This is a genomic window from Flavobacterium sp. (assembly GCF_031423415.1).
Taxonomy (GTDB): domain Bacteria; phylum Bacteroidota; class Bacteroidia; order Flavobacteriales; family Flavobacteriaceae; genus Flavobacterium.
Genome location: NZ_JANPFL010000137.1, coordinates 13,213 through 35,817 on the forward strand (window position 1 = coordinate 13,213; position 22,605 = coordinate 35,817).

Consider the following 22,605-nt stretch of genomic DNA (forward strand, 5'->3'; position numbering starts at 1 on the left):
ACAGAATTTGAGCTTTTTCATGCCTAAATTTACTAAGTTGAAGTGATGGAATTTTAAAAACTAAAATTATGCAAGATATTTTAAATCAATACGAAACGGTTCATTTTAACGATGTAAATGTTTGGTTCAAAGCCGGAAAAACTACCGATTTTCCTACCGAAGGTGGAGGTTGTATTAAATATAAAAACAAGCAAATTGCAGTGATTAATTTCTCGCGCAGAAACGAATGGTATGCCTGCCAAAACGTTTGTCCTCATAAAATGGAAATGGTTCTTTCAAGAGGAATGATTGGTTCTGCTGACGAAATTCCTAAAATTGCTTGCCCAATGCACAAAAAAACTTTTTCACTTACAGACGGTTCTAACCTGAATGGCGAAGAATATTCAATTGCTACTTATCCTATAAAAGTGGTGGACGGCGAAGTATTCGTTGGCTTTTTGGAATAAATGTGTATCTTTGAATTTGAAGATACTCATTAGTTGTAATTTAATGTGTACTTTTTTAAACACATAGAAACATAGTTTTTTTTTATTTTTTGCAAGACGCTTCACTTCATATAGTGAATCATAGGTGTCACTATGTGAATCCAGGAATTGGTCTATCAAACTCTTTTTTCTATGATTCTATGTGTTTAATTTTTTAGAGATTCTAAAATTTCTACGAATTGTAACAAACGGGATAATAAATTAAATTACAATGACACCATTTCAGAACGCCAGTACTTGGATAGATGCCGAAAATGCACAAGATCCAAACAGCGAAATATACCAATCTAATAGTTATCCAAAGGAACTTCTATATTCCAATCGAATGTATGAAAGGCTGATGGATTTTTATCCAAATGCTTCAGAAGAAGTTCAAATTGCGTCCAAAGCACAACACATTTGCCGTTGGAAAATGCCACGAGAATCTTATCCGATGGATCGCGTGGGATATTTAAAATGGCGTGAAGAATTAAAGAAATTTCACGCTCAAACTACTGCCACAATTTTAGAAAAAGCAGGTTATCCTCTACCATTTATTGATAGAGTTTCTTTTCTAATCGAAAAAAAATTACTAAAAAAAGACGCCGAAACCCAACTCCTTGAAGACGTCATTTGTCTGGTATTTCTTGAATACTACTTTGATGATTTTGCACAAAAACACGACCGAGAGAAAATGAAAAATATCATTCTTAAAACGTGGAATAAAATGTCTGAAAACGGGCATCAAGAAGCCTTGAAAATCATTTTTAGCGAAGCGAATTTGCAGTTGATACAAGAGTCTCTTGGAATGTAATACTTTAAATAAATGACTGAAAGCGCCTTAGCCTCTGCCAATATCTCTTTCAAAAACCTCAGGAGATTGTATATTTTCGCTTTGTTGACCATAGCGATTACTGTGTTGGTAAGTCAGTTAGTCATTCAATACAACCTGACAAGTCAATTAAGTGATTCCAAAATTATTAATATTTCTGGAAAACAAAGAATGCTCAGTCAAAAACTGACTAAAGAAATTTTGATTTTGAATTTCATTTCCGATGCCAAAAACAACAAAAAAGAAATTGATCAGGCAATTGAAATCATCAAACTTTGGAAATTCAACCACAATGCATTAGAAAATGGTAATGATAGTTTGGGTTTTCCAAAGATAAAAAGCCAAAAACTTTCGGATTTATTTAAGGCTATTAAACCCAATTTCAATACTATCGTAAAAGCTGCAACCGTTTTTTTGCACAATAAAAAACTAGGAATTCAGGAAAAAGAAAACCAGAAATTAGTTGAAATTATTCTAAAAAATCAAGGGGTTTTTCTGGAGAAAATGAATGAAATTGTAGGTCAATACGATACCGAAGCACTCGAAAAAGTAACTTTGCAGAGCAAAACTGAATATGCAATTTTAGGATTTACCTTATTGGTCTTGCTACTGGAATTTATTTTTATTTTCAAACCTACCAATAAAAAAGTGGAGCAACTCATTTCAAAACTTTTGTCTTCAGAGAAAAAAGCTTTAAAATTAGCACACGACACCGAAGTGATTAGCGAGGCAAAAGAAAATTCAGTTAAAGAATTGAAATCGCTGAATTATGCCATGGAAAACACCCTTTTGTATTGCAGGGTTGCTCCCAATGGATCGATTATTCATATTGGAGAAAAATTTTCGAAATTATTACAATATAATCCGTTTCTTTCAGATAAAACATTTGCCCAAGCCCTGACACCAATAGAAAAAGAACAAAATTTTCTAAATCAGATTATTCTGGAAAAACAACGAATTGGCTGGCAAGGCGAGATAAATATTACCACCCGAAACGAACAATCTATTTGGCTGGATTTGGCAATGGTTCCGGTGACTATCAAGAAAGATGAATCGGAGTTGTTGATCATTTGTTTTGATATCACCGAACGAAAAAAAGCCGAACAAGAAATCGAACGATTGAACAATGAAAACTTCAACGATAAAGTAAATCAGCAAAAAATTATTTCGAGCAAGATTATCGAAAACCAAGAAAACGAGCAAAACCGTATTGCTAAAGAGATTCACGACGGGATTGGACAAATGCTAACGGGATTGAAATTTAGTCTCGAAAGCATTAATTTGGAAGACAAAGAAAAGTCGGTACAAAAAATAGAATACCTCAAAAAATTATCTTTAGACATCATCAAAGGCGTTCGTACAGCGACTTTCAATTTGATGCCACCCGAATTGAGCGACCACGGAATTGTTTCATCTTTGACAAAATTGACACAAGAATTATCAAAACTAACGGGAAAAGAAATTCTGTTTTACAACAAAACCGATTTTGATCAACGCTTGGATTCATTGGTCGAAATAAACATTTATCGGTTGACGCAAGAAGCTATCAATAATGCTTTGAAGTATGCTAATTCTTCGCATATCATCGTACAACTATCACATAGTGCTACACTTTTGAGTATTATAATCGATGACAATGGGAAAGGTTTTGACATTGCATCAGTTGAAAAAAAGCGAAATAGCGAATCCGGAATGGGATTACTTTTTATGAAAGAAAGAATTCAATACATCAACGGCCGAGTGTTTTTTAGTTCTGTTCCTAACGAAGGAACCCGAATTACCTTTAATATTCCGATTTAACGGTTTATTGTTTATTTATTGTTTGTGGTTTTGTTCAAGATTGTTTAAGATTGTTTACATTTTGAGGTACAAATCGAGTTGTGTATCTTCCAAACTTCCATCTTCCAACTGTTTTTTTGTTTAATGAAAATTACGTACATTAGCATCACTTTTTAAGTTTTTATACTTAAAACTTCAATTCAAAATTAAGTAGATTATGAGTAATCCCATTAGAGTTGTTCTAGCAGATGATCACGTTTTTGTACGAGATGGCATCAAATCAATATTAGAAAACGAAACTAATATAGAAGTAGTTGGCGAAGCCACCGATGGTTTAGAAGCTTTAAAGTCAGTCGAAATCAATCAACCCGATTTGTTAATTTTGGATATTCGAATGCCCAATATGACTGGTATTGAAGTAGTCGAAAAACTGCGAAGTCAAAACAATTTGGTAAAAATTGTTATGCTCTCGATGCACGAATCCGAAGAATATGTGTTGAAATCAATCAAGGCAGGTGCTGATGGATATTTACTGAAAGGCTCTAGCAAAGAAGAATTTTTAAAAGCATTGAACACAGTTTCGGACGGGGGGAAATATTTTAGTGGTGATATTTCATCGATATTGATTGGTCAGCTAACTCTTCCGACCACTTTTTCAGAAACAAAACATTTGGTTAATGATGAAATGATAATTACCAAAAGAGAAAAAGAAATACTTACTTTGTTGTTATCAGGAAAAGGAAATAAAGAAATTGCAGAAGCTTTAGATATTAGTAAACGAACTGCAGAAGTGCATCGCTTCAATTTGATGAAAAAAATGAAAGTCAAAAATTTGATAGAACTTTCAAATAAAGCTTCGGAGTTTTCATTGTTATAAGATTAAATCCCAAATTCTCTTTATAATTTGTTTATTAAATTTACGTAAGTACTAAAATTACGTAAAAATACTTATTTTTTATTAAAACCTGTGTTTTGGCAGTTTTTAATCTATTTAAAAGATATATTTTTGCCCTATTAATAAGTAATATACTTAAAACAATGTATAGATACTTAATTTACAAATAGAGCAAAAACAATTAATCTTAAAAAAATGAGTTCAATTTCAACCAATCAACCGCTTACTAGTTTAAACATTTTTAGTGGCAAAGGCGTTCAAATGCGCACCTTTCACATTACTTGGTTAACGTTTTTCTTTTGCTTTTTTGCCTGGTTTGGTATGGCATCACTTATGCCAATTGCGAAAGAACAATTGCATCTTACCAAAGATCAGTTGGGTAATATTCAAATCGCCTCAGTTTCGGCAACTATTATCGCTAGACTTTTAATAGGAAGACTGGTAGATAAATTTGGCCCTAGATTAGTGTACACGTGGCTTTTGGTCATTTGTTCGGTGCCTGTATTATTAATAGGAACATCGCAATCGTATGAAAGTTTTTTGTTTTTTAGATTGGCCATAGGTGTTATTGGGGCTTCTTTTGTAATTACACAATTTCATACGTCGGTAATGTTTGCACCAGCTATCAAGGGCACTGCAAATGCTACTGCAGGAGGTTTCGGGAACGCTGGCGCGGGACTAGCCAATATTACAATGCCGCTAATAGCTGCTGGATTTGTAGGACTAGGGGTTTGTACTCACGAGGATAGTTGGAGATACGCTATGATTGTTCCTGGAGTATTATTATTAGTTTTTGCCTTTTTATATGTAAGATATACCAAAGATTTACCCAACGGAAATTACAAAGAACTTGGAATTACAAACCAAAGCAAAGAGAACACTTTTATGATTGCTGTAAAAGATTATCGTACTTGGGTTTTAACTGTTGCCTATGCCGCTTGTTTTGGAGTTGAAATCACTATTGATAATTTTGCGCCTATTTATTTTGTAGATACTTTTGGTGCAAGTTTAAAAACAGCAGGTATCTGCGCGGGGATATTTGGTATGATCAATATTTTTGCTAGACCTTTGGGCGGAATAGTTGCAGACAAAGTTGGAAAAATTTATGGTTTCTCGGGCAAAAATCTATTGCTTGCACTTTTGCTAATTCTGGAAGGTATTGGAATTATTTTCTTTGCATTAACGGATGAATTAGGTGTTGCTATCTTTTTAATGTTTTTGTTTGGCATGAGTTTAAAAATGGCAAACGGAGCTACCTATAGTCTTGTTCCATTTATTAACCCAAAAGCAATAGGAAGCGTTGCTGGAATTGTAGGAGCGGGTGGAAATATTGGAGCAATGCTAATCGCTTTCTTGTTCAAAGCCAAAGCGGTTAAAATAACTAAAGATGTGATTGATGAATCTGGAGTTTCAACAACCAAGGATTTAATAGATTATACTAATGCGTTTTATATCTTAGGAATAATCATTTTGATTACTGGAGTGCTTGTTTTGATTGCGAAATTTGCAATAAAAGATACTAAAGATAGTCCGGCAGATTCGATTTAACAGAATCAATTCCCTGCAAATAAAGTTTAGCCTTTGATTCATTTCAAAGGCTTTTTTGAGTTATATGATAATTATTGCACCAATTTCTGCATTCTAATATCAATTTCTCTATCAATATACGTCCATTCTTCTGTCTTTCGTAAAGTGTACAAAAGTTCCTCGAACGCATCTGCATCATTGGGAGCATATTCGAACCATGTTAAAAAATCAAAAGGTTCTCCAATGTCTCGCGAATGGAATAACTTCCTAGCAATCGCCGGTAGGTACTTCATTCCGGTATGTGTATGTTGGGATTTGCTTTCCATTATTTTCCGGCGTTCATCTTGCGCTAGATTCCACCAAGCTTCCGATTTCCGAATTGGAATAAAGGCTGCAAGAGTTGCATTAGGTCTTCCCAAATCTTCTTGAATGGCAACTAATTTGTCCTTTTCTTCTTTCTCTGTGTATCTTAAATTACTTACGATTCCTTTAAGAGTCCAAATTCCTGATGTCGTTGGAACTAGATTGCTAGCTATTTTTGTTAGATGTGATACTGTTGGTATGAGATTACCTTTAATTGTTGTGGTTGATGTTACTTTCCATTCACCAGAATCATTACCGATAAAATCAAAAATTGTATTTATCATAGTATTTTATTTAAAATTATTTTCAATTAAAAATAGAAATCCCTGCAATGCATCAACATAGCAGGAATTCTTATCAACCAAACTAAATTCAAACTAACTTTTATACACCACGCCCATATCTTCAATAGAAAATTCTTCGGTAAGTAGGTGTAATAATTTATCTCTCAATTCAATATATTCTGGAGTTTTTACAATCTCAATTTTGTTTCTTGGCCTTTTCAAATGAACATCTACGATTTCTCTAATGGTCGAAGCTGGACCATCGTTTAAAACTACAATTCTGTCCGATAAAAACAAGGCTTCTTCGATGTCGTGGGTAATCAAGATAATGGTTTTGTCGCGATTGTTGAGATTCCAAAGTTTCAACACTTCTAGTTGCATCGAACTTTTCGTAAAAGCATCCAAAGCACCAAATGGTTCATCCAACAATAATACTCCCGGATTTATAGCAAAAGCTCTTGCAATAGCAACACGTTGTTTCATTCCGCCCGATAATTGTCCAGGTAATTTATCGCGGTGCGACAATAAATTAACCATTTTTAAATTATAATCCACGATTTCGTGTTTTTCTTTTTTGGAACAATCCATAACCGAATCTACCGCTTGAAAAATGTTTTCGTGAACTGACAACCAAGGCAAAAGTGAATAGTTTTGAAAAACAATTCCTCTGTCTGGACCTGGTCCTTTTATTGCTTTTCCGTCTAATACAACTGTTCCTCCTGTTGGCGTAAGCATTCCTGAAATGGCATTCATAATAGTCGATTTTCCGCAACCTGAATGCCCAATTATAGATATAATTTCTCCTTTTTTTATAGAAAGATTAATGTCCTTTACTGCAATATATTTCCCTTTAGGAGTTGGAAAAGAGATTTCTAAATCTTTGATTTCTAAATAGCTCATTTTGTTTTTTGTTTAAATTGTTAGGAGATGGAAGTTGGAAGTTGGAAGCACGAAGTTGGATGCAAGGAATTCTCCTCTTCTTCCCACTTCTCACTTCTGACTTCCCACTTTTTTAATAGGCTACTTTGTTCTCAATAAAAGTGAATATTCTGTCGAAAAGTAGTCCAACGATGCCAATGATGATAATAGCTGATATCACTTTTTCAAGACTTAAAGCGTTCCAACTGTCCCAAACAAAAAATCCAATTCCAGCACCACCAGAAAGCATTTCGCCAGCAACAATAACCAACCAAGCCACACTAATACTCAAACGTAAACCTGTAATAATATGCGGCAAACTGTAAGGAATCAATATTTTAGTTAAATACCTCATTTTAGAAAAACCAAAAGCCTTCGCCACATTTTTATGATCTTGAGGAATAGATGCCACTCCAAAAGAAGTGTTGATTAGTGTTGACCACAATGATGTAATAAAAACGATAAATATTGTTGCCATTCCGGTATCTTTAAAAACAACCAAACCAATAGGAAACCAAGCCAAGGGTGAAACAGGTTTCAATAATTGTACAATTGGATAAAAAATTTGTTTGCAAATAGTGCTTGCTCCCATCAAAATTCCGATCGGAATTGCGATTAAAGACCCTAGTAAAAATCCAAAAAATACCGTTTTTATGGAGTTGAACAATTGCAAACCAATTCCTTTATCGTTAGGACCATAATCATAAAAAGGATCACTCAACATTTCTTTTAAAACGGTTAAAGTAGCAACTGGACCGGGCAGTGCATCTTTTGTGTAAAGGCTTAATAAACTCCAAAAACCTCCGAAAGCGATTAAGCCAATCATTGCAAAAAGGACTGATTTTGATTTTTCAAGAATGGTGTTTAATGCCATTTTTAACCTTACATTTTCTTCGAAGATATTTTTTTTGATAGTCGTTGAAATAGTATCTTCTGATTCAATGGCGTCTATCGTTAAGGTGTTTTTATCAGACATTGTTATATAATTTAGTTTAGTTTAATTTGGTATTTATAATCTAGAATTTATTGGATTTTTAGTATTCTTATTCCCTCTTCAAAAAAGAGGGATAAGAATGGTATTTAAGAGTTATTTCTTAACTACTTTCAAGTAAGCAGCTGGATTATTAGGGTCAAAAACGGTTTTGTCCATAGTGAGAGAAAACGGTTTCATGTCGTCAGTAGGTACTTTTACATTCATACTTTTCGCTACTTCTTCATATAAATCTTGAAGAATCAATTTATCAGCTATTGCTTTGTAATCTGGTGCTTCTTTCAAATATCCGAATCGAACATATTGTGCCATCGCCCATATTGCGTGCGATTTACGTGGGTAATTTACCATTCCACCTTTGTAAAACAACATATAATCGTTGTCGTAAATTTCTGTCCCTTGGTTGCATCCCAAATCATAGTTTCCCATCAATCTATTTTCGATAACCTCTGCAGGAGCATTTACATAAGGTGCTTTACCAATAATTGATGCTGCTTTTTTACGATTACCAGGAACATCTAGCCATTTGCAAGCTTCCATAACAGCTTTCATTACTTTTACCAAATCAGCTTTGTGTTTAGCGCTAAAATCTTTATTAACTACCAGTGCTTTTTCTGGATGATCTTTCCAAATATCTTGGGTAGCTACTTGCGTAAATCCAATACCTTGTTTTACTGCAACTCCGCCCCAAGGTTCTCCTACACAATAGCCATCCATGTTCCCTACTTTCATATTGGCCACCATTTGCGGAGGAGGAATTGTGATTATTTTTACTGCTTTTTGGTTCAATCCTGCAACTGACATCCAGTTGCGCAACCATAAATCATGAGTTCCTCCAGGGAAAGTCATAGCGAAAGTCACTTCCTTTTCTGCTTTTAATTTAGCAGCAACCACAGGTGTTACTTTATTCATTTGTTTGAAACCTACTTTACCACAAAAGTCATTTGAAAGGGTTATGGCTTGACCATTTACATTCAACATCATAGCAATTTTCATTTCGGATCCAGCCTTACCTCCTACTCCAGTGTAAACTGAAAACGGCATCGAGTATAAGCAGTGTGCTCCGTCTAATTCGCCTGTTAAAATCTTGTCACGAACGTTCGCCCAAGAAGATTCTTTGGTTACAATTACTTCGACGCCATATTTTTTGAACAATCCCAATTCTTTTGCCATTACAATTGGAGAACAATCCGTTAATGGAATAAACCCTAATTTTACTGGTTCTTGGGCTGAAATTGTACTAAACATAGTACTCAACGCTACTAAGAAAATCATTAAAGAATTTGTTAGTGTGGCTCGTTGTGTTTTAATTTTTTTCATTGTATTGAATTTAGTCTTTTAAAATTTATTGTTTTTTAGTAGATAAAAAATCAGGCTTAATCAATAAAGTTACATAAGCCCATTGTGGTGTAAGATTGGCATTTGTAACATTTTTTACTTGAGCAGAAGCCATTGTATTCGTTGCTTTCATATAAGAATAACCTGCCTCAATATTGATTAATTTCGTGAAATTGTAAGATAATTTCAAGTCTAATTCAGTTCCTAAATTTTTATCTTGTACACCTCCACCAGTCATCGCCACTTTATTTGCTGCATCAAATCGGTGCAAATCGGCAAAAAGTTGTAATTTATCTGTAGTGTTATATTTTGCTTTCAAGAAATAATTCATTAATCCTTGTCTTCCAAATCCATTCGCTACATAGAAGTAGTCCATGTATCCCCAAAACTTGTGAGGCGTTCCATACAACGGGTCAAACTGATTAATTGTTGATGTAGCTGTAGCCGTTTTTGTTCCATCTGTTCCCGAGAGAAAATCTAGTCCAGCGCCTACAAAAAGTTTGCGACTTGCTTGATAAGTACCTGTTGCACATGCTAAATGAGCACTTAACTCTCTACCATCTTTATCTTTGCCCGCTTGGTAATAGTAGCTACCGGTAAAGTTGATTTTTCTAGTTGGATTGACGTTGTAAAAAATTCCAGTTGTGTTTCTGCTCCACACACCTTCTACTGGAGTTTTTACTAAAGTAGCACCGGCACCAGTTGAAGTATATTTATTAAAATCATCTTTAAAGAACAAAAAAGATACATCTCCAAAATATAATTTTTTTGCTATGTAAGCATATTGAAACGATTTGTACATGGTACCAATAGCATTGGATCCAGCAGGATATGTACCCGCGGCTGGCACACCGTCGTATATTGTACCAACTGGTTTTTCAGTATTTTGATTAAAAGCAACCCCAAAGTCGGCGATCCAACTTTTATTAGCATATTTCAAAACGATTGCATCGTGTGATCTCGCTTGTTGTAACCAATCTAAACTTCCTAATACTTTTTGATCATCGTAAGAAATTTCTTGACGACCTATTTTTAAAGATAAATTTTTGATTTTACTGATGGTGTCATTCAAAATTACTTCACCCCAAGCTTCGTGCATTTTTAAACCAGCGAAAGGATCTGTAGTACTTCTGTTAAGAGATGATCTATCTTGTCCCCAAACCCTCACATCTTGCAAAGCCATAAAAGTTTTAAAACGATACCCAGTATAACCAGCATTTAATCTAGTTCTTTGTGAGATATGAAGCGCTGCTTCTTGACCTTTTTGTTGTAAAGTCCCAAAACCATCTCGGAATTCAGTTCGTGGTTTGATTTGTCCCGTAAGTGTAAATTGTGCTTTGGCCTCGTTATAACTAAAAATTGCAATTGCAGCAACACCTAAAACTGCGGATTTTGACATTTTAACTGTCACAAGCATTTTTTTTCTGAGATTTGAAATTCTCTCTAATTTGTTTTCAATTGTTTGCATAATGATTTGTTTTAATTAGTATGAAGCAAATGTACGTACGTATTAATACTTACTATATGAATTTGCACATATAAAAACACTTTTTTAGTACGTTTAAATGCTGAATTATACCATACATTTTTATGTCTTTTAGCAGTAAATTAGTATAAAGCCAACTATACCACGGCGTTAAATACTAAGTGAATTACGTAGAATGTTTAAAATCCACCTAAATTGTGAACGAGATTTATAAATTCAGTTGCTTAAACGTATCGATTTAAGAAGACTATTTGTGCTCAATTATTTCAGCACGCATTTTTTCGATATTTAATAAACCTATTTTTTTACCAACCGTTTTTAGGAGTAGTTCTTTTTTCAAGCTCGAAAGTACTCGAATGACCTGTTCCTCGGTGGTTCCAGCAAAATCAGCAATGTCACGTCTTGATAATTCGACATCAATAACGCCATTCGATTGACCAAATTTTCTATGTATGTATAGTAAGGTATCAATTACACGTTCACGCACATTCATTTGGGCAATTTTTCGAATATTATTCTCGCTTTTATTTAATTCTTCGGCATAAAACAACATCAAATCAAAGGTGAATTCGGGAACGTTTTTAAGAATATCCAGCATATCTTCATTGCTAAAATTACACAAGATAGTATCCTCCAAAGCCGAAGCGCCGATAAGACAACGTTTGCTTGTTGCAAAACCACGGAAACCCACAACATCACCATTTGTAGTGAGTCGGACAATTTGTTCTCTTCCGTAAATACCTGTTTTTACAGTCTTTACTTTCCCTTGATAAACAAAATATAAACCTTGAGTTGGCGCACCTTCAATGATAAATTGTTGCGATTTTTTGCAAACAAAACTGTTCTTTTTTTCAATGTACTGCTTCATTTTTTCCAAATGAAGATGTTTTTTGATGAAACAATTTTCATTCAAACAGCTGTCACAAATTGGTGTTTCTTTCTTCATAATGTGATGGAATTAGGAACAAATAGATTCTATTCAATATTTATTTTGTCAAACGTATAAAATATTTTTCGTTTTATACGTATTAATACGTAAAAATACTTATTTTTACATTTTTAAAAGATATATGCTAGGTTTTTCAATTTATAAAGAATTTCAATAATGCAAAATTCAGAAATTAAAACCACCTGTTCCTATTGTGGCGTAGGCTGTGGAATTGTTGTAACCAATGATGCTAAAAATGGCGTGTCACTAAAAGGTGATGTCGACCATCCTGTAAATCGAGGAATGCTGTGTTCGAAAGGAATGAATTTACATTATGTGGTAAACGATATTTCAGATAGGATTTTATATCCGGAAATGCGTTGGAGCAAATCACATCCCAAAGAAAGAGTGAGTTGGGATGCCGCTTTGGATCGTGCCGCCGCAGTTTTTTCTTCCATTATCAAAAAACACGGACCAGATAGCGTTGGTTTTTATGTTTCTGGACAATGTCTTACTGAGGAATATTATTTAGTAAATAAACTGGTCAAAGGATTTCTAAAAACCAATAATATAGACACCAATTCCAGATTGTGTATGAGTTCGGCAGTGGTGGGCTACAAAAAAACCTTTGGCGAAGATAGTGTTCCAATTGCGTATGACGACATCGAATTGGCCGATACTTTCCTGATCACAGGCGCTAATCCTGCTTGGTGTCATCCAATTCTTTTTAGAAGATTGGAGCTGCACAAAGAAAAAAACCCAAAAATAAAAATTATCGTAATCGATCCACGACGAACAGATTCGGCAGCTTTAGCCGACTTGCATTTGCAAATTATTCCGGGAACCGATATTATTGTGTATCAGGCTATTGCAAAACGTTTGATCGAAAAAGGATATACAGACAACGATTTTATTAAAAACAATACCGAAAATTTCAAAGCATACAAAGATTTGGTGCTTTCGAGTTCTTTTGAAAAAGCATCAAAGCTTTGCGGAATTTCTGTAAAAGACATCAAATTGGCAGCAGAAATTATAGGGAAAGCCAAAGGATTTATTTCGCTTTGGGCAATGGGTCTCAACCAAAGTGCTATTGGAGTAGATAAAAATACCGCGCTACTCAACCTTTCTTTGGTTACTGGACAAGTAGGAAAACCGGGTTCAGGACCGTTTTCTTTAACGGGTCAACCCAACGCAATGGGCGGCAGAGAAGTAGGTGGTTTGGCCAATTTATTAGCCGTTCACAAAGAATTAAATAATCCGATTCATCGCAAAGAAGTCGCCGAATTTTGGGGCGTGAATGAAATTTCTGAAAAACCAGGATTAACAGCAACCGAAATGTTCGATGCTTTAGAATCTGGAAAAATGAAAGCGATTTGGATTATTTGTACCAATCCGATGGTGAGTTTACCCGATTCTCGTAGGGTAGAAAAGGCATTACAAAATGCCAAATTTGTAGTTGTTCAAGATATTTCACATAATTCGGACACTTCAAAATTTGCCGATTTGTTGTTGCCAGCTGCAGGTTGGTTGGAGAAAGACGGAACAATGACCAATTCCGAAAGACGAATTTCCTATCTTCCAAAAGGAATTAATGCACCGGGAGAAGCACTTTCGGATGTAGAAATTTTGACACGTTTTGCACAGAAAATGAAATTCAATGGGTTTAATTTCAATACCACCGAAGAGGTCTACAAGGAATATTGCTTGATGACGAAAGGAACTAAAATGGATATTTCCTTTTTGAATTACAATCGACTTAAAAACGAAGGTACTTTTCAATGGCCGGTTCCCGATTATGGACATCCCGGAACACCACGATTATTCACCGATAAAAAATTCTATACGCCTTCTCAAAAAGCAATTTTCAATATTCCAACTTCGATAGAAAATACATCGGAACAACCCAATGCACAATTTCCATTTATTCTAACCACTGGTCGAATTCGAGATCAATGGCATACGATGACCAAAACTGGAAAAGTGTCGCGATTGATGACGCATATTCCAAGTCCGATGCTCGAAATAAATCCGATTGACGCCTATAAATCGGCTATTCATACCGGAGATATTGTCGTGGTAACGAGCAAAAACGGCACCGTTAGAGTCAAAGCAAAAGTGACCGATAGCATCAAAGAAGGTGTGGTTTTCTTGCCGATGCATTGGGGAAAACAATTGGAAAACGACTTGAATCGTACCAATAATTTGACCAACACCGTTATTGACCCGATTTCAAAAGAACCCGATTTTAAATTCACAACTGTTTCTTTAGCAAAATATGTAAAACCATTCGAGAAAATTGCCGTAGTTGGTGCAGGAGCTGCTGCATTTCGATTCATACAAAACTACCGCGAAATCAACACGAGCGATGAAATAATTGTGTTTTCGAATGAAGAAAATCCATTTTATAACAGGGTTTTACTTCCGGAATATATGACTGGCGAATTTAGTTGGGAACAACTTAAGAAAATAAAAGAAGAAGCTTTGACTAAGTTGAATATTACGTTGAAATCGAATGTGGCTATCGATGCTGTCAACACACAAGAAAAAACAATTTTGGATAATCAAGGCAAACTGCACACATTTGATTCCTTGATATTGGCCACAGGAAGTCGTCCGTTTATCCCTGAAAATGCGCAATTGCATTTGCCGGGACGATTCACGATGCGAAAAAAGAGCGACGCCGATCGATTGAAAGACTATTTGGATAATACCAATTTACCAACCGAAGAGCAACATATTGTTATAGTTGGCGGCGGTTTGCTAGGCTTAGAATTGGCCGCAGCCTTGAAACATAAAAAAGTAAAAATCACTATCATTCAGCGCGCTTCTCGATTAATGGAGCGTCAATTGGATAGAATTTCGTCAAAATTATTGGCTGAGGAAGTACAACTTCGGGACATTCAAATTTATTTTGACAACGAAGTCAGTACCGTTTTTGAAACTGATAATCCAAATGAATTAGAAATTGCTTTGAAAAGTGGAAAAATCATTACTGCCAATGCCATTGTTTATACCATTGGAACACTTCCAAATATAGAAATTGCCAAAGAGTCCGGCCTTTTGTGTGGTCGTGGCGTGAAGGTCAATCAGTATTTGCAATCTTCCGACCCAAGTGTTTTTGCCATTGGTGAAATCGCCGAATTCAACAATCAATTGTTCGGAATTACTTCTGCTGCCGAGGAACAAGCCGATGTTTTGGCCAATTATTTGGCGGGCGACATCAGTAGTTTTTATAAAGGATCGGTTTTGATGAATATCTTGAAATTAGAAGACATCAATCTCTGTAGCATTGGTCAAGTTGAAATTCCCGAAAATGACGACTCTTATGAGGAAATTGTTTTTGCCGATTTAAGACAACGTTATTACAAAAAATGTATCGTCAAAAATGATTTGTTGGTGGGTGCCATTTTAATGGGCGATAAAAATGAGTTTGCCGAATTTAAAACCCTTATCGAAAGCAAAATAGAACTTGCCGACAAACGAAATTTATTACTCAGAGGAAGCTCAAATGCCAAACCTATTTTAGGAAAACTCGTTTGCTCGTGTAGCCAAGTTGGCAGTGGTAATCTGGAAGAAGCGATTAAAAGCGGCGTGACCAATTTCACTGAATTGTGCAAAACCACAGGCGCAGGATTGGGTTGTGGTAGTTGCAAAACCGAAGTGAAGGATATATTAGCAAAATGCATATGATAAGTCATCAGTGTTCAGTTTTTAGTGATCAGTTAACAACTGAAATCTAAAATCTAAAATCTTAACTCTAAAATCTAAAATGAAAAACACACGATTAATAGTAAAAGGAGGCGTGATTTCGCCAGGCGAATTGCGTGAGATTGTCAATATGAGTTTGAATCAAGGGCTGCAAGCCATTTCGTTTGGTTCGAGACAAGACATCATATTTCCGGATGGATTATTGGCTATCGAAAAAGAAGAAATGGACAAACACCATTTTGTTTTTCCTGACGAAAAAAGTGGCAACAACATTGTTTCGTCTTATGTTTCGACCGATATTTTTGCGAATACATCTTGGCTGACCGGAAATAAATTTCTGTATATTCTGGAGCAATTTAAGGAACAACCCAAATTAAAAGTCAATATTACCGACCCAAAACAACAGTTAGTTCCATTGTTTACAGGACATATTAATTTTGTGGCGTCGCATCACGAGGATTATTGGTTTATGTACATTCGTTTGCCAAAATGGGAAAAAATGGAAATGTATCCTGTGCTGATTTACAGTTGGAATATTGCCGAAGTGTATTATGCTATCGAAAAAATCTTGATAGAAGAACCCGATACTGTGGATATGATTTTTCAATTGGTTAATGACTCTTTGGACACTAATAATCGAACTATTGACCAACCTTTGCAATTACCATTTTACCCATTTCCGTATTATGAGGGAATGAATAAATTGGGAATCGACCAGTATTGGTTGGGATTGTATTGGAGAAATAACCTGTACGATTTAGAATTTCTAAAAGAAATGTGCGATTTGTGTTTTGATTGCAAAATTGGGAAAATTTGTATCACGCCTTGGAAATCCTTCATTATAAAAGGGATTCCACGAGAAAGAAAATTAGATTGGGAAAAATTCTTGGGCAAAAAAGGGATCAATGTGCGTCACTCGCTATTGGAACTCAATTGGCATTTGCCAGTGGCTACCGAATGGGCTTTAAACCTGAAAACATTTTTGGTTAGGACTTTAGACCAATATGACGTGAGTACTTATGGTCTTACTTTTGGAATTTCAGAATACAATCGCGATGGACATTATTTTACGTCTATTGTAGTCGAAAAAAATGAAACGCCAAAAGCCTTGGAGTCCATCAAAATTAGAGCGACTTATAATGTGTTGTATGCCAAAAATTTTAACCCGAATACCGAGGAATATATTGTCCTAGCGCAAGATGTGGACAAGCAGGAATTGCCAACAATTTTGATTGAATTGAGTAAGAAATATTTCGAAGAATTGGGAAATACTGTTCTCGAAGTAAACACAATTTCAACTAAAAAAGAAATTCAAGAAACCGACATTCATCAATGTTCAGAATGTTTGACACTTTACAATTCAGAATATGGCGATGTTACTCAAGGAATTGAAAAAGGGGTGCTGTTCCAAGATTTACCCAACGATTATTGTTGTTCACTATGCGAATCGCCTAAAAGTAATTTTTTTAATTATCTAGAAAAAGTATAATTTCACAGTTTTAAATGATTTTTTTGTGAACGAGTAAGTAAAAATTTTAAACCACATAGTTTTAATTTTAATGAACATAGAAAAATAGCGATTTAAAGGTTACATAGAAAAATTCATTTTTGCACATAGTCTATGAAGACTATGAAAAAGCAAAGCGTTCTAAAAAATAATGGACTATGTTTTTACAATAAAATCTATGTGGTTAAGAAGTTTCAAGAAAACATTTGTTTATGCAGATAAAATCAACTAATAATGTAAAAAATTGAATTCCAAAACCCAACGATGAACACTATTTTCAAAACGGTAAGTTCTTCTCATATTAGTATTTCACAATTGATGTTGCCTTCGCACACTAATTTTAGTGGTAAAATTCACGGCGGTTTCATCTTGTCTTTGCTTGATCAAATTGCGTTTGCTTGTGCCTCCAAATTTTCGGGAAATTATTGTGTAACCGCTTCTGTTGATACGGTCAATTTCTTGAAACCTATTGAAGTTGGCGAACTGGTAACGATGAAAGCCAGCGTCAATTATGTCGGCAAAAGTTCAATGATTATTGGTATTCGAGTCGAGGCTGAAAATATTCAAACGGGTGTTGTCAAACATTGCAATTCTTCTTATTTTACAATGGTTTCTAAAGATAAAGAAGGTAAGAATGCTATGGTCCCAGGTTTAGTACTTTCGAACCCTGACGATGTAAGAAGATTTAAAGCTTGTTTGAAACATATTGCCTTAAAAAAACAAAGAGATTCAGAAAATAACACCACCGATTTTGAATCTATTGAATCTATTTTGAGTTCCAATTTGTATAATGTGAGGGTGGAGGTGTAATAGGTCTGTTAATTGATTTTCGCATAAATCGTACGTCCTAAAACAATCGACCAAAAGGGAAAATTTGATGAAGATAATGATTGACAATTTCAAAAAGATGACCAGCAAAAAATCTTTTATTTAATTATTTGTCCATCTTCCATTTCGATGATGCGATGCGTGCGTTTGGCAAAATCGTTATCGTGGGTAACAATCAAAAGAGATTGTTTGTAAACCTCAGCGAGTTCTTTGAAAACATCAAACACAATTTCTGAGTTTTTCTTATCTAAATTTCCGGTTGGTTCGTCGCCCATAATGATTAATGGATCGTTAATAAAGGCACGAGCAATGGCAACACGCTGTTTTTCGCCGCCTGATAATTTGTTCGGACTTTGCAATGCTTTGTCTTGAATTCCCAACACTTTTAGTTTTTCATACGCTTTGGCCTCTATTTCTTTTGTAGATAATTTTGCCAATTTTAATCCGGGTAACATCACGTTTTGTAAAACCGAAAATTCGTTTAACAAGTAATGAAACTGAAATACAAATCCAATTTTTTCATTGCGAACTATTGCTAATTCTGCATCCAATTTATTTTTCATTGAAACAGAATCAATCATCAAATCGCCATCAAAAGCGGTATCCATTGTAGATAAAATATATAATAAAGTTGATTTCCCGCAACCCGATTTTCCAATGATCGAAGCAAATTCGCCTTTGTTAATAGAGAAATTAATATCCGTCAAAACGGTCACTTCTACAGTTTCGTGAAAAGTTTTTGAGATATTGATGGCTTCAAGAATTTTGGTTTCCATTTTAAAATATATTTACAAACATAAAGTTTATTCTTTTAAACCATTAAGACATTAAGTATCATTACGTGTTATAAATCTAAAATCTGCAATCTAAAATCTAAAATCATTTCCCTCTAATAATTTCAACCGGATCGATTTTGCTAGCTTTCAATGCTGGAAATAATCCTGCAATTGTGGTGGTGAAAAGTGCAAAAATCATACTGATGATGTAATAAATGCTATTAAAATTAATAGGATAGGTTTTTACGGTGGGCAACGAAGCGGTTTCAAAAGGAATGACATCAATTATTGAAGAGAAAATAAACCCAAACAACAATCCAAATAATCCTCCGGCAAAACCAATAATTAATGACAAGGAAATAAATATCCATTTGACATCATTTCCCGAAAAACCAGTGGCTTTTAGAATAGCAATTGTATCCATTTTTTCGTAAATCATCATATTTAGAATATTGTAAATCCCAAAACCTGCAACTAGCAATAAAACCAAACCAACGGCATAAGAAATAATGGTTCTAACTGAACTTCCTGTTTCAAATTGTGCATTTGTGGTTTGATAATCTATGGTATCCGTGTTGTATTTCTCTGAAAATTCTTTGGCAACTTGTGGTGCAGATTGCATATCGAATAATTTTATTTGAATATCAGTGATGTAATTTGCAGGTTCATTCAAGAGTTTTTGAGCAGTTTTGAGCGAGGTATAACTAAACGTATTGTCAATTTCGGCAATGCCAATTTGTGAAATTCCAACTACTTTTAGCATTACTAAATTGCCTCGTGATGAAGTGACATTGATATTATCACCTTTTACTAAAAGCATTTTATCTGCCAAACCTTTACCAATAATGATACTATTATTTTGATACAAATCGGCCACATTTCCGTCAATAATATTTTCTGAAATTTTGAATAATTTTTCTTCTGGTTCAATCTCTATTCCATTGATAACACCAGCAATTTCAATAGTGCCAGAATTAAAAAAAACTGGGGTATTGATCTTGGCCGCTACATCAATAATACGTTTATCTAATTTTAAATCTTCAATGATTTTTTTGCTGTCATAAATAGATTTTCCTCGGTCTTTTGGTTTTATAGAATTGACAAAATTTACATTATTCTTATATTTTGCAGACAAAGAAATAGGTTGATTTTGAGAAGGTTTTACCTCATTATATAATCGAACGTGCGCTGTTTTATTTAGCATTAAGCCATCGAGCAAATCATTTAAACCATTCATAAAACTAACCAAAGCGATAAACATGGCGATACTAAAAGTCACGCCAACGGCAGCTACAATGGTTTGTTTGAGTCGCGCTCGAAGCAAATGAATGGCTATATTTAGGATCAGTTTGTAGTTCATTACTTGGGTTTATAAATCATTTCGTCGGCCTGAAGACCTTCGAGAATTTCTACCTTTTGATAATCGGATAGGCCTATTTTTACTTTTCGTTTTTCATCTTTACCGATTTGAATCGAATCGCCTCTTAACAGATAATCTTTCGGAATGGTTATCGCATTTTTTTTTGTTCGAATGACAATATTGGCTTCGGCTGAAAGATTGGGATACAATTTTTTCGGTGGATTTATAAAATGTGCTTCGATTTTAAATGTTCGTGATTGCTCATTCATTATTGGATAAATTTTATCGACTTTGGCATCAAAAACTTGGTTTTTGTAACTGTCCAATGTGATCAAAACCGATTGATTTAATTTGATACGAGCCATATCATTTTCATCGACTTCGAGTTCCAATAAAAAAGCATTTTTTTGACCAATAATTGCCAATGGAATTTGAGGTGTAATCAATGTTCCTTCTTTAACCAAAACATCGAATAGTTCGCCTGAAAAAGCACTTTTGATTTGAAAATCATTTTGTGTTTTTTGACCAATTTGCAATAAAATGTTGTTTTTATTTTGCTCAAATTTTAATTGGGCTTGGAGTTGTGCCAATTGTTTTTCTGAAGTTTGTAAATTCAATTGTGATGATTTGTATGCCAACGCCACTTTTTCAAAATCGACTTCCGAAATGATATTGTATTCTTTTATGCGATTGTTTCTGTCGTAAAATGATTTGTCCACCAGCAATTTTTCGCGTGCCAGTTGGACTTTGATTTCCATTTCCGAGATTTTATCTTTAATAAAATGGTTGTCATTTTGGCTTAATTGATAGGCCAATCTTGCATTTTCAGTATTCAATTGGGCTTTGTCATTTTCCAATTCAAACAACAATTGTCCATTAGAAATAGTTTGCCCAGCAACCGCATCAATTTTCTTGAGAATACCGCTAACGGTTGAAAAAACGGTGTATTGATTTTCAGATTTTATAATTCCAGAAGCATAAACACTTTCGGTTATAGTTCCAATAGTTGATTGAGTTTCTTCGAGCTTTTTTTTGCAGGAGAAAAATAGAAAAGCAAATAGGATAAAAATTGTGTATTTCATTTTAAAGTTATTTCAATTCGTTCAATAAATCATAATGAAAATCGATTGAAAGTTGTAAAAGTGAATCTTTAAGGAGAACCTGACTAATGTGGGTTTGGGTTGGAGTTTTGTAGTCTATTTTCATCTGAAGGTGTTATTTTTTTTAATGGAAGATGGAATGTCAATGATTAACTTTAATTTAATTAGAAAATTTATCTAATATGATTTTGATTAATTTACTAATGATTTTTCAAAATTTTCACATTCTATTTATGATTTATCAGCGCTATTTTTTGTTCGATACCAGCCTTTTAAAGTTACGAAAAGTCCAATTACAAACAAAATAGTAAGTAATAATTTCGTCGACAATTTTTCGCCAGCTTGGTTTGCAGTTGGAAAGAACATTCTTAACAAACCAAGTATTGCAGTTAACCAACCTATCATTGTTATTAAGATTATCCAACTACGTATCCAATAATTGTGAACTCTAATAATAGCAATCCCTCCAACAAAAAGTAATACCCCATTAAGGTAGGTAACAGTTGGTATGTTACTTTCCCAAATGGACAAATTTATCATTTCCGAGAGTGTCATTAGACTAAGTGTTGGACCAATTATTTGGGCAAGCTGTCGGGAATGGATCATTTATTGTCTTGATTTTATTTTCTCCTTTTTTATAATTTTCGATACACTTTATCAAAAGGTAGTCTCATTCTAGCGCCCCAAACTCCTTGTTCCTCTCTAATTCCGCAGGATACAACCATATTGATTTCGGCGCCATAAGGCAATTTTAGAATGCTTTTCATTTTGCTACTATCAAATCCTTCCATTGGGCAAGTGTCATATTTTTCGTTAGCCATTGCCAACATAAAAGTTTGCGCCGCCAAAGCACAAGTTTTGTGCACCACAACTCTCATATCGTTTTCAGATACTTGGTACACAATGGGTCGGAAAAGGCCAATGATGTTCACTATAATTATTCTGATAATTCCGAAAATCCCAAATAAGCGGAAATATAAAAATGGCATTATCTTACCATAATACGTTTTCCAACTTTTGATTCTTTTTTCTTGTTTCAATTGAGGACTATTTTTTAAGACATTTTGCGTTTCTAAGAGGGTCATTTCTTTAGCTCTTTTTCTGTACAAATCCTGCCTTGTTACAAAAACCACCATTTGTTGCGCAGTCTTTGCAGATTGTTGGTTTAAACAAGCAACGGTTATTTTTTTTAAAATCACTGGATTTGTAATGTGATAAAACTCCCAAAGTTGCATATTGGAACTGTTCGGAGCTAAAGTTGCTAGCTCGATACAATGCTTCACTTTTTCCGTATCAATAGCCTGACTTTTGTAATGTCTTACTGAACGTCTGTAATTTATTATTTCTTCGAAAGTCATTTTTATACCTTTTATTTTATTAAGAATCATTGTTGTCCGATAAAAACTTGAAAAGCTACTATTTATAAGCATTTCAACTGTTTTGCTTGTTTTTTAGTGTTCTTTGTAGAACTCAATATTTGAAATTTAGAAAAATATTTTTTCAAATATTGAAGTTTTAAGA

General features: G+C 34.4%; 19 protein-coding genes. 8 read left to right on the forward strand and 11 right to left on the reverse strand.

Annotated features, from left to right (window positions below):
- Window positions 1–68: 68 nt before the first annotated feature.
- The 5 genes from nirD (at window position 69) to RMO83_RS12385 (ending at window position 5,518) form a co-directional block, all read left to right on the forward strand.
- The gene (gene nirD / locus RMO83_RS12365; RefSeq protein ID WP_310560006.1) at window positions 69–446 is read left to right on the forward strand and encodes a nitrite reductase small subunit NirD; all 378 of its coding nucleotides are present in this window, start codon (window positions 69–71) and stop codon (window positions 444–446) included.
- Window positions 447–696: 250 nt separating this feature from the next.
- The gene (locus RMO83_RS12370) at window positions 697–1,278 is read left to right on the forward strand and encodes a DUF4202 domain-containing protein (protein ID WP_310560007.1); all 582 of its coding nucleotides are present in this window, start codon (window positions 697–699) and stop codon (window positions 1,276–1,278) included.
- A gap of 12 nt (window positions 1,279–1,290) precedes the next feature.
- Window positions 1,291–3,096 carry an ATP-binding protein gene (locus RMO83_RS12375; protein WP_310560008.1) on the forward strand — a complete coding sequence of 602 codons (1,806 nt, stop codon included), beginning with the start codon at window positions 1,291–1,293 and terminating at the stop codon, window positions 3,094–3,096.
- 196 nt (window positions 3,097–3,292) lie between these two features.
- Entirely contained in the window at window positions 3,293–3,952 is a 660-nt protein-coding gene (locus RMO83_RS12380) for a response regulator transcription factor (protein ID WP_310560009.1), read from the forward strand.
- A 213-nt stretch (window positions 3,953–4,165) separates the two neighbouring features.
- A complete protein-coding gene (locus tag RMO83_RS12385) occupies window positions 4,166–5,518 on the forward strand; it encodes an MFS transporter (RefSeq protein ID WP_310560010.1) in 1,353 nt (450 codons plus the stop codon).
- A gap of 71 nt (window positions 5,519–5,589) precedes the next feature.
- Here the strand turns inward: RMO83_RS12385 and RMO83_RS12390 are convergent, their stop codons facing one another.
- The 6 genes from RMO83_RS12390 to RMO83_RS12415 all read right to left on the reverse strand — a co-directional run bounded on the left by RMO83_RS12390 (window position 5,590) and on the right by RMO83_RS12415 (window position 11,823).
- Window positions 5,590–6,144, reverse strand: coding sequence for a chlorite dismutase family protein (locus tag RMO83_RS12390; protein WP_310560011.1), 555 nt, complete (start codon window positions 6,142–6,144; stop codon window positions 5,590–5,592).
- A 93-nt stretch (window positions 6,145–6,237) separates the two neighbouring features.
- Window positions 6,238–7,044: an ABC transporter ATP-binding protein gene (locus tag RMO83_RS12395; protein ID WP_310560012.1), complete on the reverse strand. Its 807-nt coding sequence runs from the start codon at window positions 7,042–7,044 to the stop codon at window positions 6,238–6,240.
- A gap of 112 nt (window positions 7,045–7,156) precedes the next feature.
- Window positions 7,157–8,038 (reverse strand): nitrate ABC transporter permease, encoded by an 882-nt coding sequence (gene ntrB, locus RMO83_RS12400; protein WP_310560013.1) that lies wholly within the window; start codon window positions 8,036–8,038, stop codon window positions 7,157–7,159.
- 111 nt (window positions 8,039–8,149) lie between these two features.
- On the reverse strand, window positions 8,150–9,373 hold the full coding sequence (locus RMO83_RS12405; RefSeq protein ID WP_310560014.1) for a CmpA/NrtA family ABC transporter substrate-binding protein: 1,224 nt from the start codon (window positions 9,371–9,373) through the stop codon (window positions 8,150–8,152).
- Between the two features lie 25 nt (window positions 9,374–9,398).
- Window positions 9,399–10,790 carry an alginate export family protein gene (locus tag RMO83_RS12410; protein WP_310560015.1) on the reverse strand — a complete coding sequence of 464 codons (1,392 nt, stop codon included), beginning with the start codon at window positions 10,788–10,790 and terminating at the stop codon, window positions 9,399–9,401.
- A gap of 334 nt (window positions 10,791–11,124) precedes the next feature.
- Window positions 11,125–11,823: a Crp/Fnr family transcriptional regulator gene (locus RMO83_RS12415; RefSeq protein ID WP_310560016.1), complete on the reverse strand. Its 699-nt coding sequence runs from the start codon at window positions 11,821–11,823 to the stop codon at window positions 11,125–11,127.
- Between the two features lie 159 nt (window positions 11,824–11,982).
- Here RMO83_RS12415 and RMO83_RS12420 point away from each other — a divergent pair, with 159 nt between their 5' ends.
- The 3 genes from RMO83_RS12420 (at window position 11,983) to RMO83_RS12430 (ending at window position 17,830) form a co-directional block, all read left to right on the forward strand.
- Window positions 11,983–15,495, forward strand: a complete 3,513-nt coding sequence (locus RMO83_RS12420; RefSeq protein WP_310560017.1) for a molybdopterin-dependent oxidoreductase — start codon at window positions 11,983–11,985, stop codon at window positions 15,493–15,495.
- Between the two features lie 79 nt (window positions 15,496–15,574).
- Window positions 15,575–17,002: a rubredoxin gene (locus tag RMO83_RS12425; protein WP_310560018.1), complete on the forward strand. Its 1,428-nt coding sequence runs from the start codon at window positions 15,575–15,577 to the stop codon at window positions 17,000–17,002.
- A gap of 282 nt (window positions 17,003–17,284) precedes the next feature.
- Window positions 17,285–17,830, forward strand: coding sequence for an acyl-CoA thioesterase (locus tag RMO83_RS12430; protein ID WP_310560019.1), 546 nt, complete (start codon window positions 17,285–17,287; stop codon window positions 17,828–17,830).
- Between the two features lie 116 nt (window positions 17,831–17,946).
- Here the strand turns inward: RMO83_RS12430 and RMO83_RS12435 are convergent, their stop codons facing one another.
- The 5 genes from RMO83_RS12435 to RMO83_RS12455 all read right to left on the reverse strand — a co-directional run bounded on the left by RMO83_RS12435 (window position 17,947) and on the right by RMO83_RS12455 (window position 22,442).
- Window positions 17,947–18,624 (reverse strand): ABC transporter ATP-binding protein, encoded by a 678-nt coding sequence (locus RMO83_RS12435; RefSeq protein WP_310560020.1) that lies wholly within the window; start codon window positions 18,622–18,624, stop codon window positions 17,947–17,949.
- 103 nt (window positions 18,625–18,727) lie between these two features.
- On the reverse strand, window positions 18,728–19,984 hold the full coding sequence (locus RMO83_RS12440; protein WP_310560021.1) for an FtsX-like permease family protein: 1,257 nt from the start codon (window positions 19,982–19,984) through the stop codon (window positions 18,728–18,730).
- Window positions 19,984–21,066: an efflux RND transporter periplasmic adaptor subunit gene (locus RMO83_RS12445; RefSeq protein WP_310560022.1), complete on the reverse strand. Its 1,083-nt coding sequence runs from the start codon at window positions 21,064–21,066 to the stop codon at window positions 19,984–19,986. The genes RMO83_RS12440 and RMO83_RS12445 overlap by 1 nt, the downstream gene beginning before the upstream one ends.
- Before the next feature lie 249 nt (window positions 21,067–21,315).
- Window positions 21,316–21,690 carry a hypothetical protein gene (locus RMO83_RS12450; protein ID WP_310560023.1) on the reverse strand — a complete coding sequence of 125 codons (375 nt, stop codon included), beginning with the start codon at window positions 21,688–21,690 and terminating at the stop codon, window positions 21,316–21,318.
- 29 nt (window positions 21,691–21,719) lie between these two features.
- Window positions 21,720–22,442, reverse strand: coding sequence for a nitroreductase family protein (locus RMO83_RS12455; RefSeq protein WP_310560024.1), 723 nt, complete (start codon window positions 22,440–22,442; stop codon window positions 21,720–21,722).
- Window positions 22,443–22,605: the final 163 nt, after the last annotated feature.

Excerpts from the sequence above, each read along its gene's own strand:
- nirD (WP_310560006.1), top strand. The coding sequence starts at position 69 with ATGCAAGATATTTTAAATCAATACGAAACGGTTCATTTTAACGATGTA.
- RMO83_RS12370 (WP_310560007.1), top strand. The coding sequence starts at position 697 with ATGACACCATTTCAGAACGCCAGTACTTGGATAGATGCCGAAAATGCA.
- RMO83_RS12375 (WP_310560008.1), top strand. The coding sequence starts at position 1,291 with ATGACTGAAAGCGCCTTAGCCTCTGCCAATATCTCTTTCAAAAACCTC.
- RMO83_RS12380 (WP_310560009.1), top strand. The coding sequence starts at position 3,293 with ATGAGTAATCCCATTAGAGTTGTTCTAGCAGATGATCACGTTTTTGTA.
- RMO83_RS12385 (WP_310560010.1), top strand. The coding sequence starts at position 4,166 with ATGAGTTCAATTTCAACCAATCAACCGCTTACTAGTTTAAACATTTTT.
- RMO83_RS12390 (WP_310560011.1), bottom strand. The coding sequence starts at position 6,144 with ATGATAAATACAATTTTTGATTTTATCGGTAATGATTCTGGTGAATGG.
- RMO83_RS12395 (WP_310560012.1), bottom strand. The coding sequence starts at position 7,044 with ATGAGCTATTTAGAAATCAAAGATTTAGAAATCTCTTTTCCAACTCCT.
- ntrB (WP_310560013.1), bottom strand. The coding sequence starts at position 8,038 with ATGTCTGATAAAAACACCTTAACGATAGACGCCATTGAATCAGAAGAT.
- RMO83_RS12405 (WP_310560014.1), bottom strand. The coding sequence starts at position 9,373 with ATGAAAAAAATTAAAACACAACGAGCCACACTAACAAATTCTTTAATG.
- RMO83_RS12410 (WP_310560015.1), bottom strand. The coding sequence starts at position 10,790 with ATGTCAAAATCCGCAGTTTTAGGTGTTGCTGCAATTGCAATTTTTAGT.
- RMO83_RS12415 (WP_310560016.1), bottom strand. The coding sequence starts at position 11,823 with ATGAAGAAAGAAACACCAATTTGTGACAGCTGTTTGAATGAAAATTGT.
- RMO83_RS12420 (WP_310560017.1), top strand. The coding sequence starts at position 11,983 with ATGCAAAATTCAGAAATTAAAACCACCTGTTCCTATTGTGGCGTAGGC.
- RMO83_RS12425 (WP_310560018.1), top strand. The coding sequence starts at position 15,575 with ATGAAAAACACACGATTAATAGTAAAAGGAGGCGTGATTTCGCCAGGC.
- RMO83_RS12430 (WP_310560019.1), top strand. The coding sequence starts at position 17,285 with ATGAACACTATTTTCAAAACGGTAAGTTCTTCTCATATTAGTATTTCA.
- RMO83_RS12435 (WP_310560020.1), bottom strand. The coding sequence starts at position 18,624 with ATGGAAACCAAAATTCTTGAAGCCATCAATATCTCAAAAACTTTTCAC.
- RMO83_RS12440 (WP_310560021.1), bottom strand. The coding sequence starts at position 19,984 with ATGAACTACAAACTGATCCTAAATATAGCCATTCATTTGCTTCGAGCG.
- RMO83_RS12445 (WP_310560022.1), bottom strand. The coding sequence starts at position 21,066 with ATGAAATACACAATTTTTATCCTATTTGCTTTTCTATTTTTCTCCTGC.
- RMO83_RS12450 (WP_310560023.1), bottom strand. The coding sequence starts at position 21,690 with ATGATCCATTCCCGACAGCTTGCCCAAATAATTGGTCCAACACTTAGT.
- RMO83_RS12455 (WP_310560024.1), bottom strand. The coding sequence starts at position 22,442 with ATGACTTTCGAAGAAATAATAAATTACAGACGTTCAGTAAGACATTAC.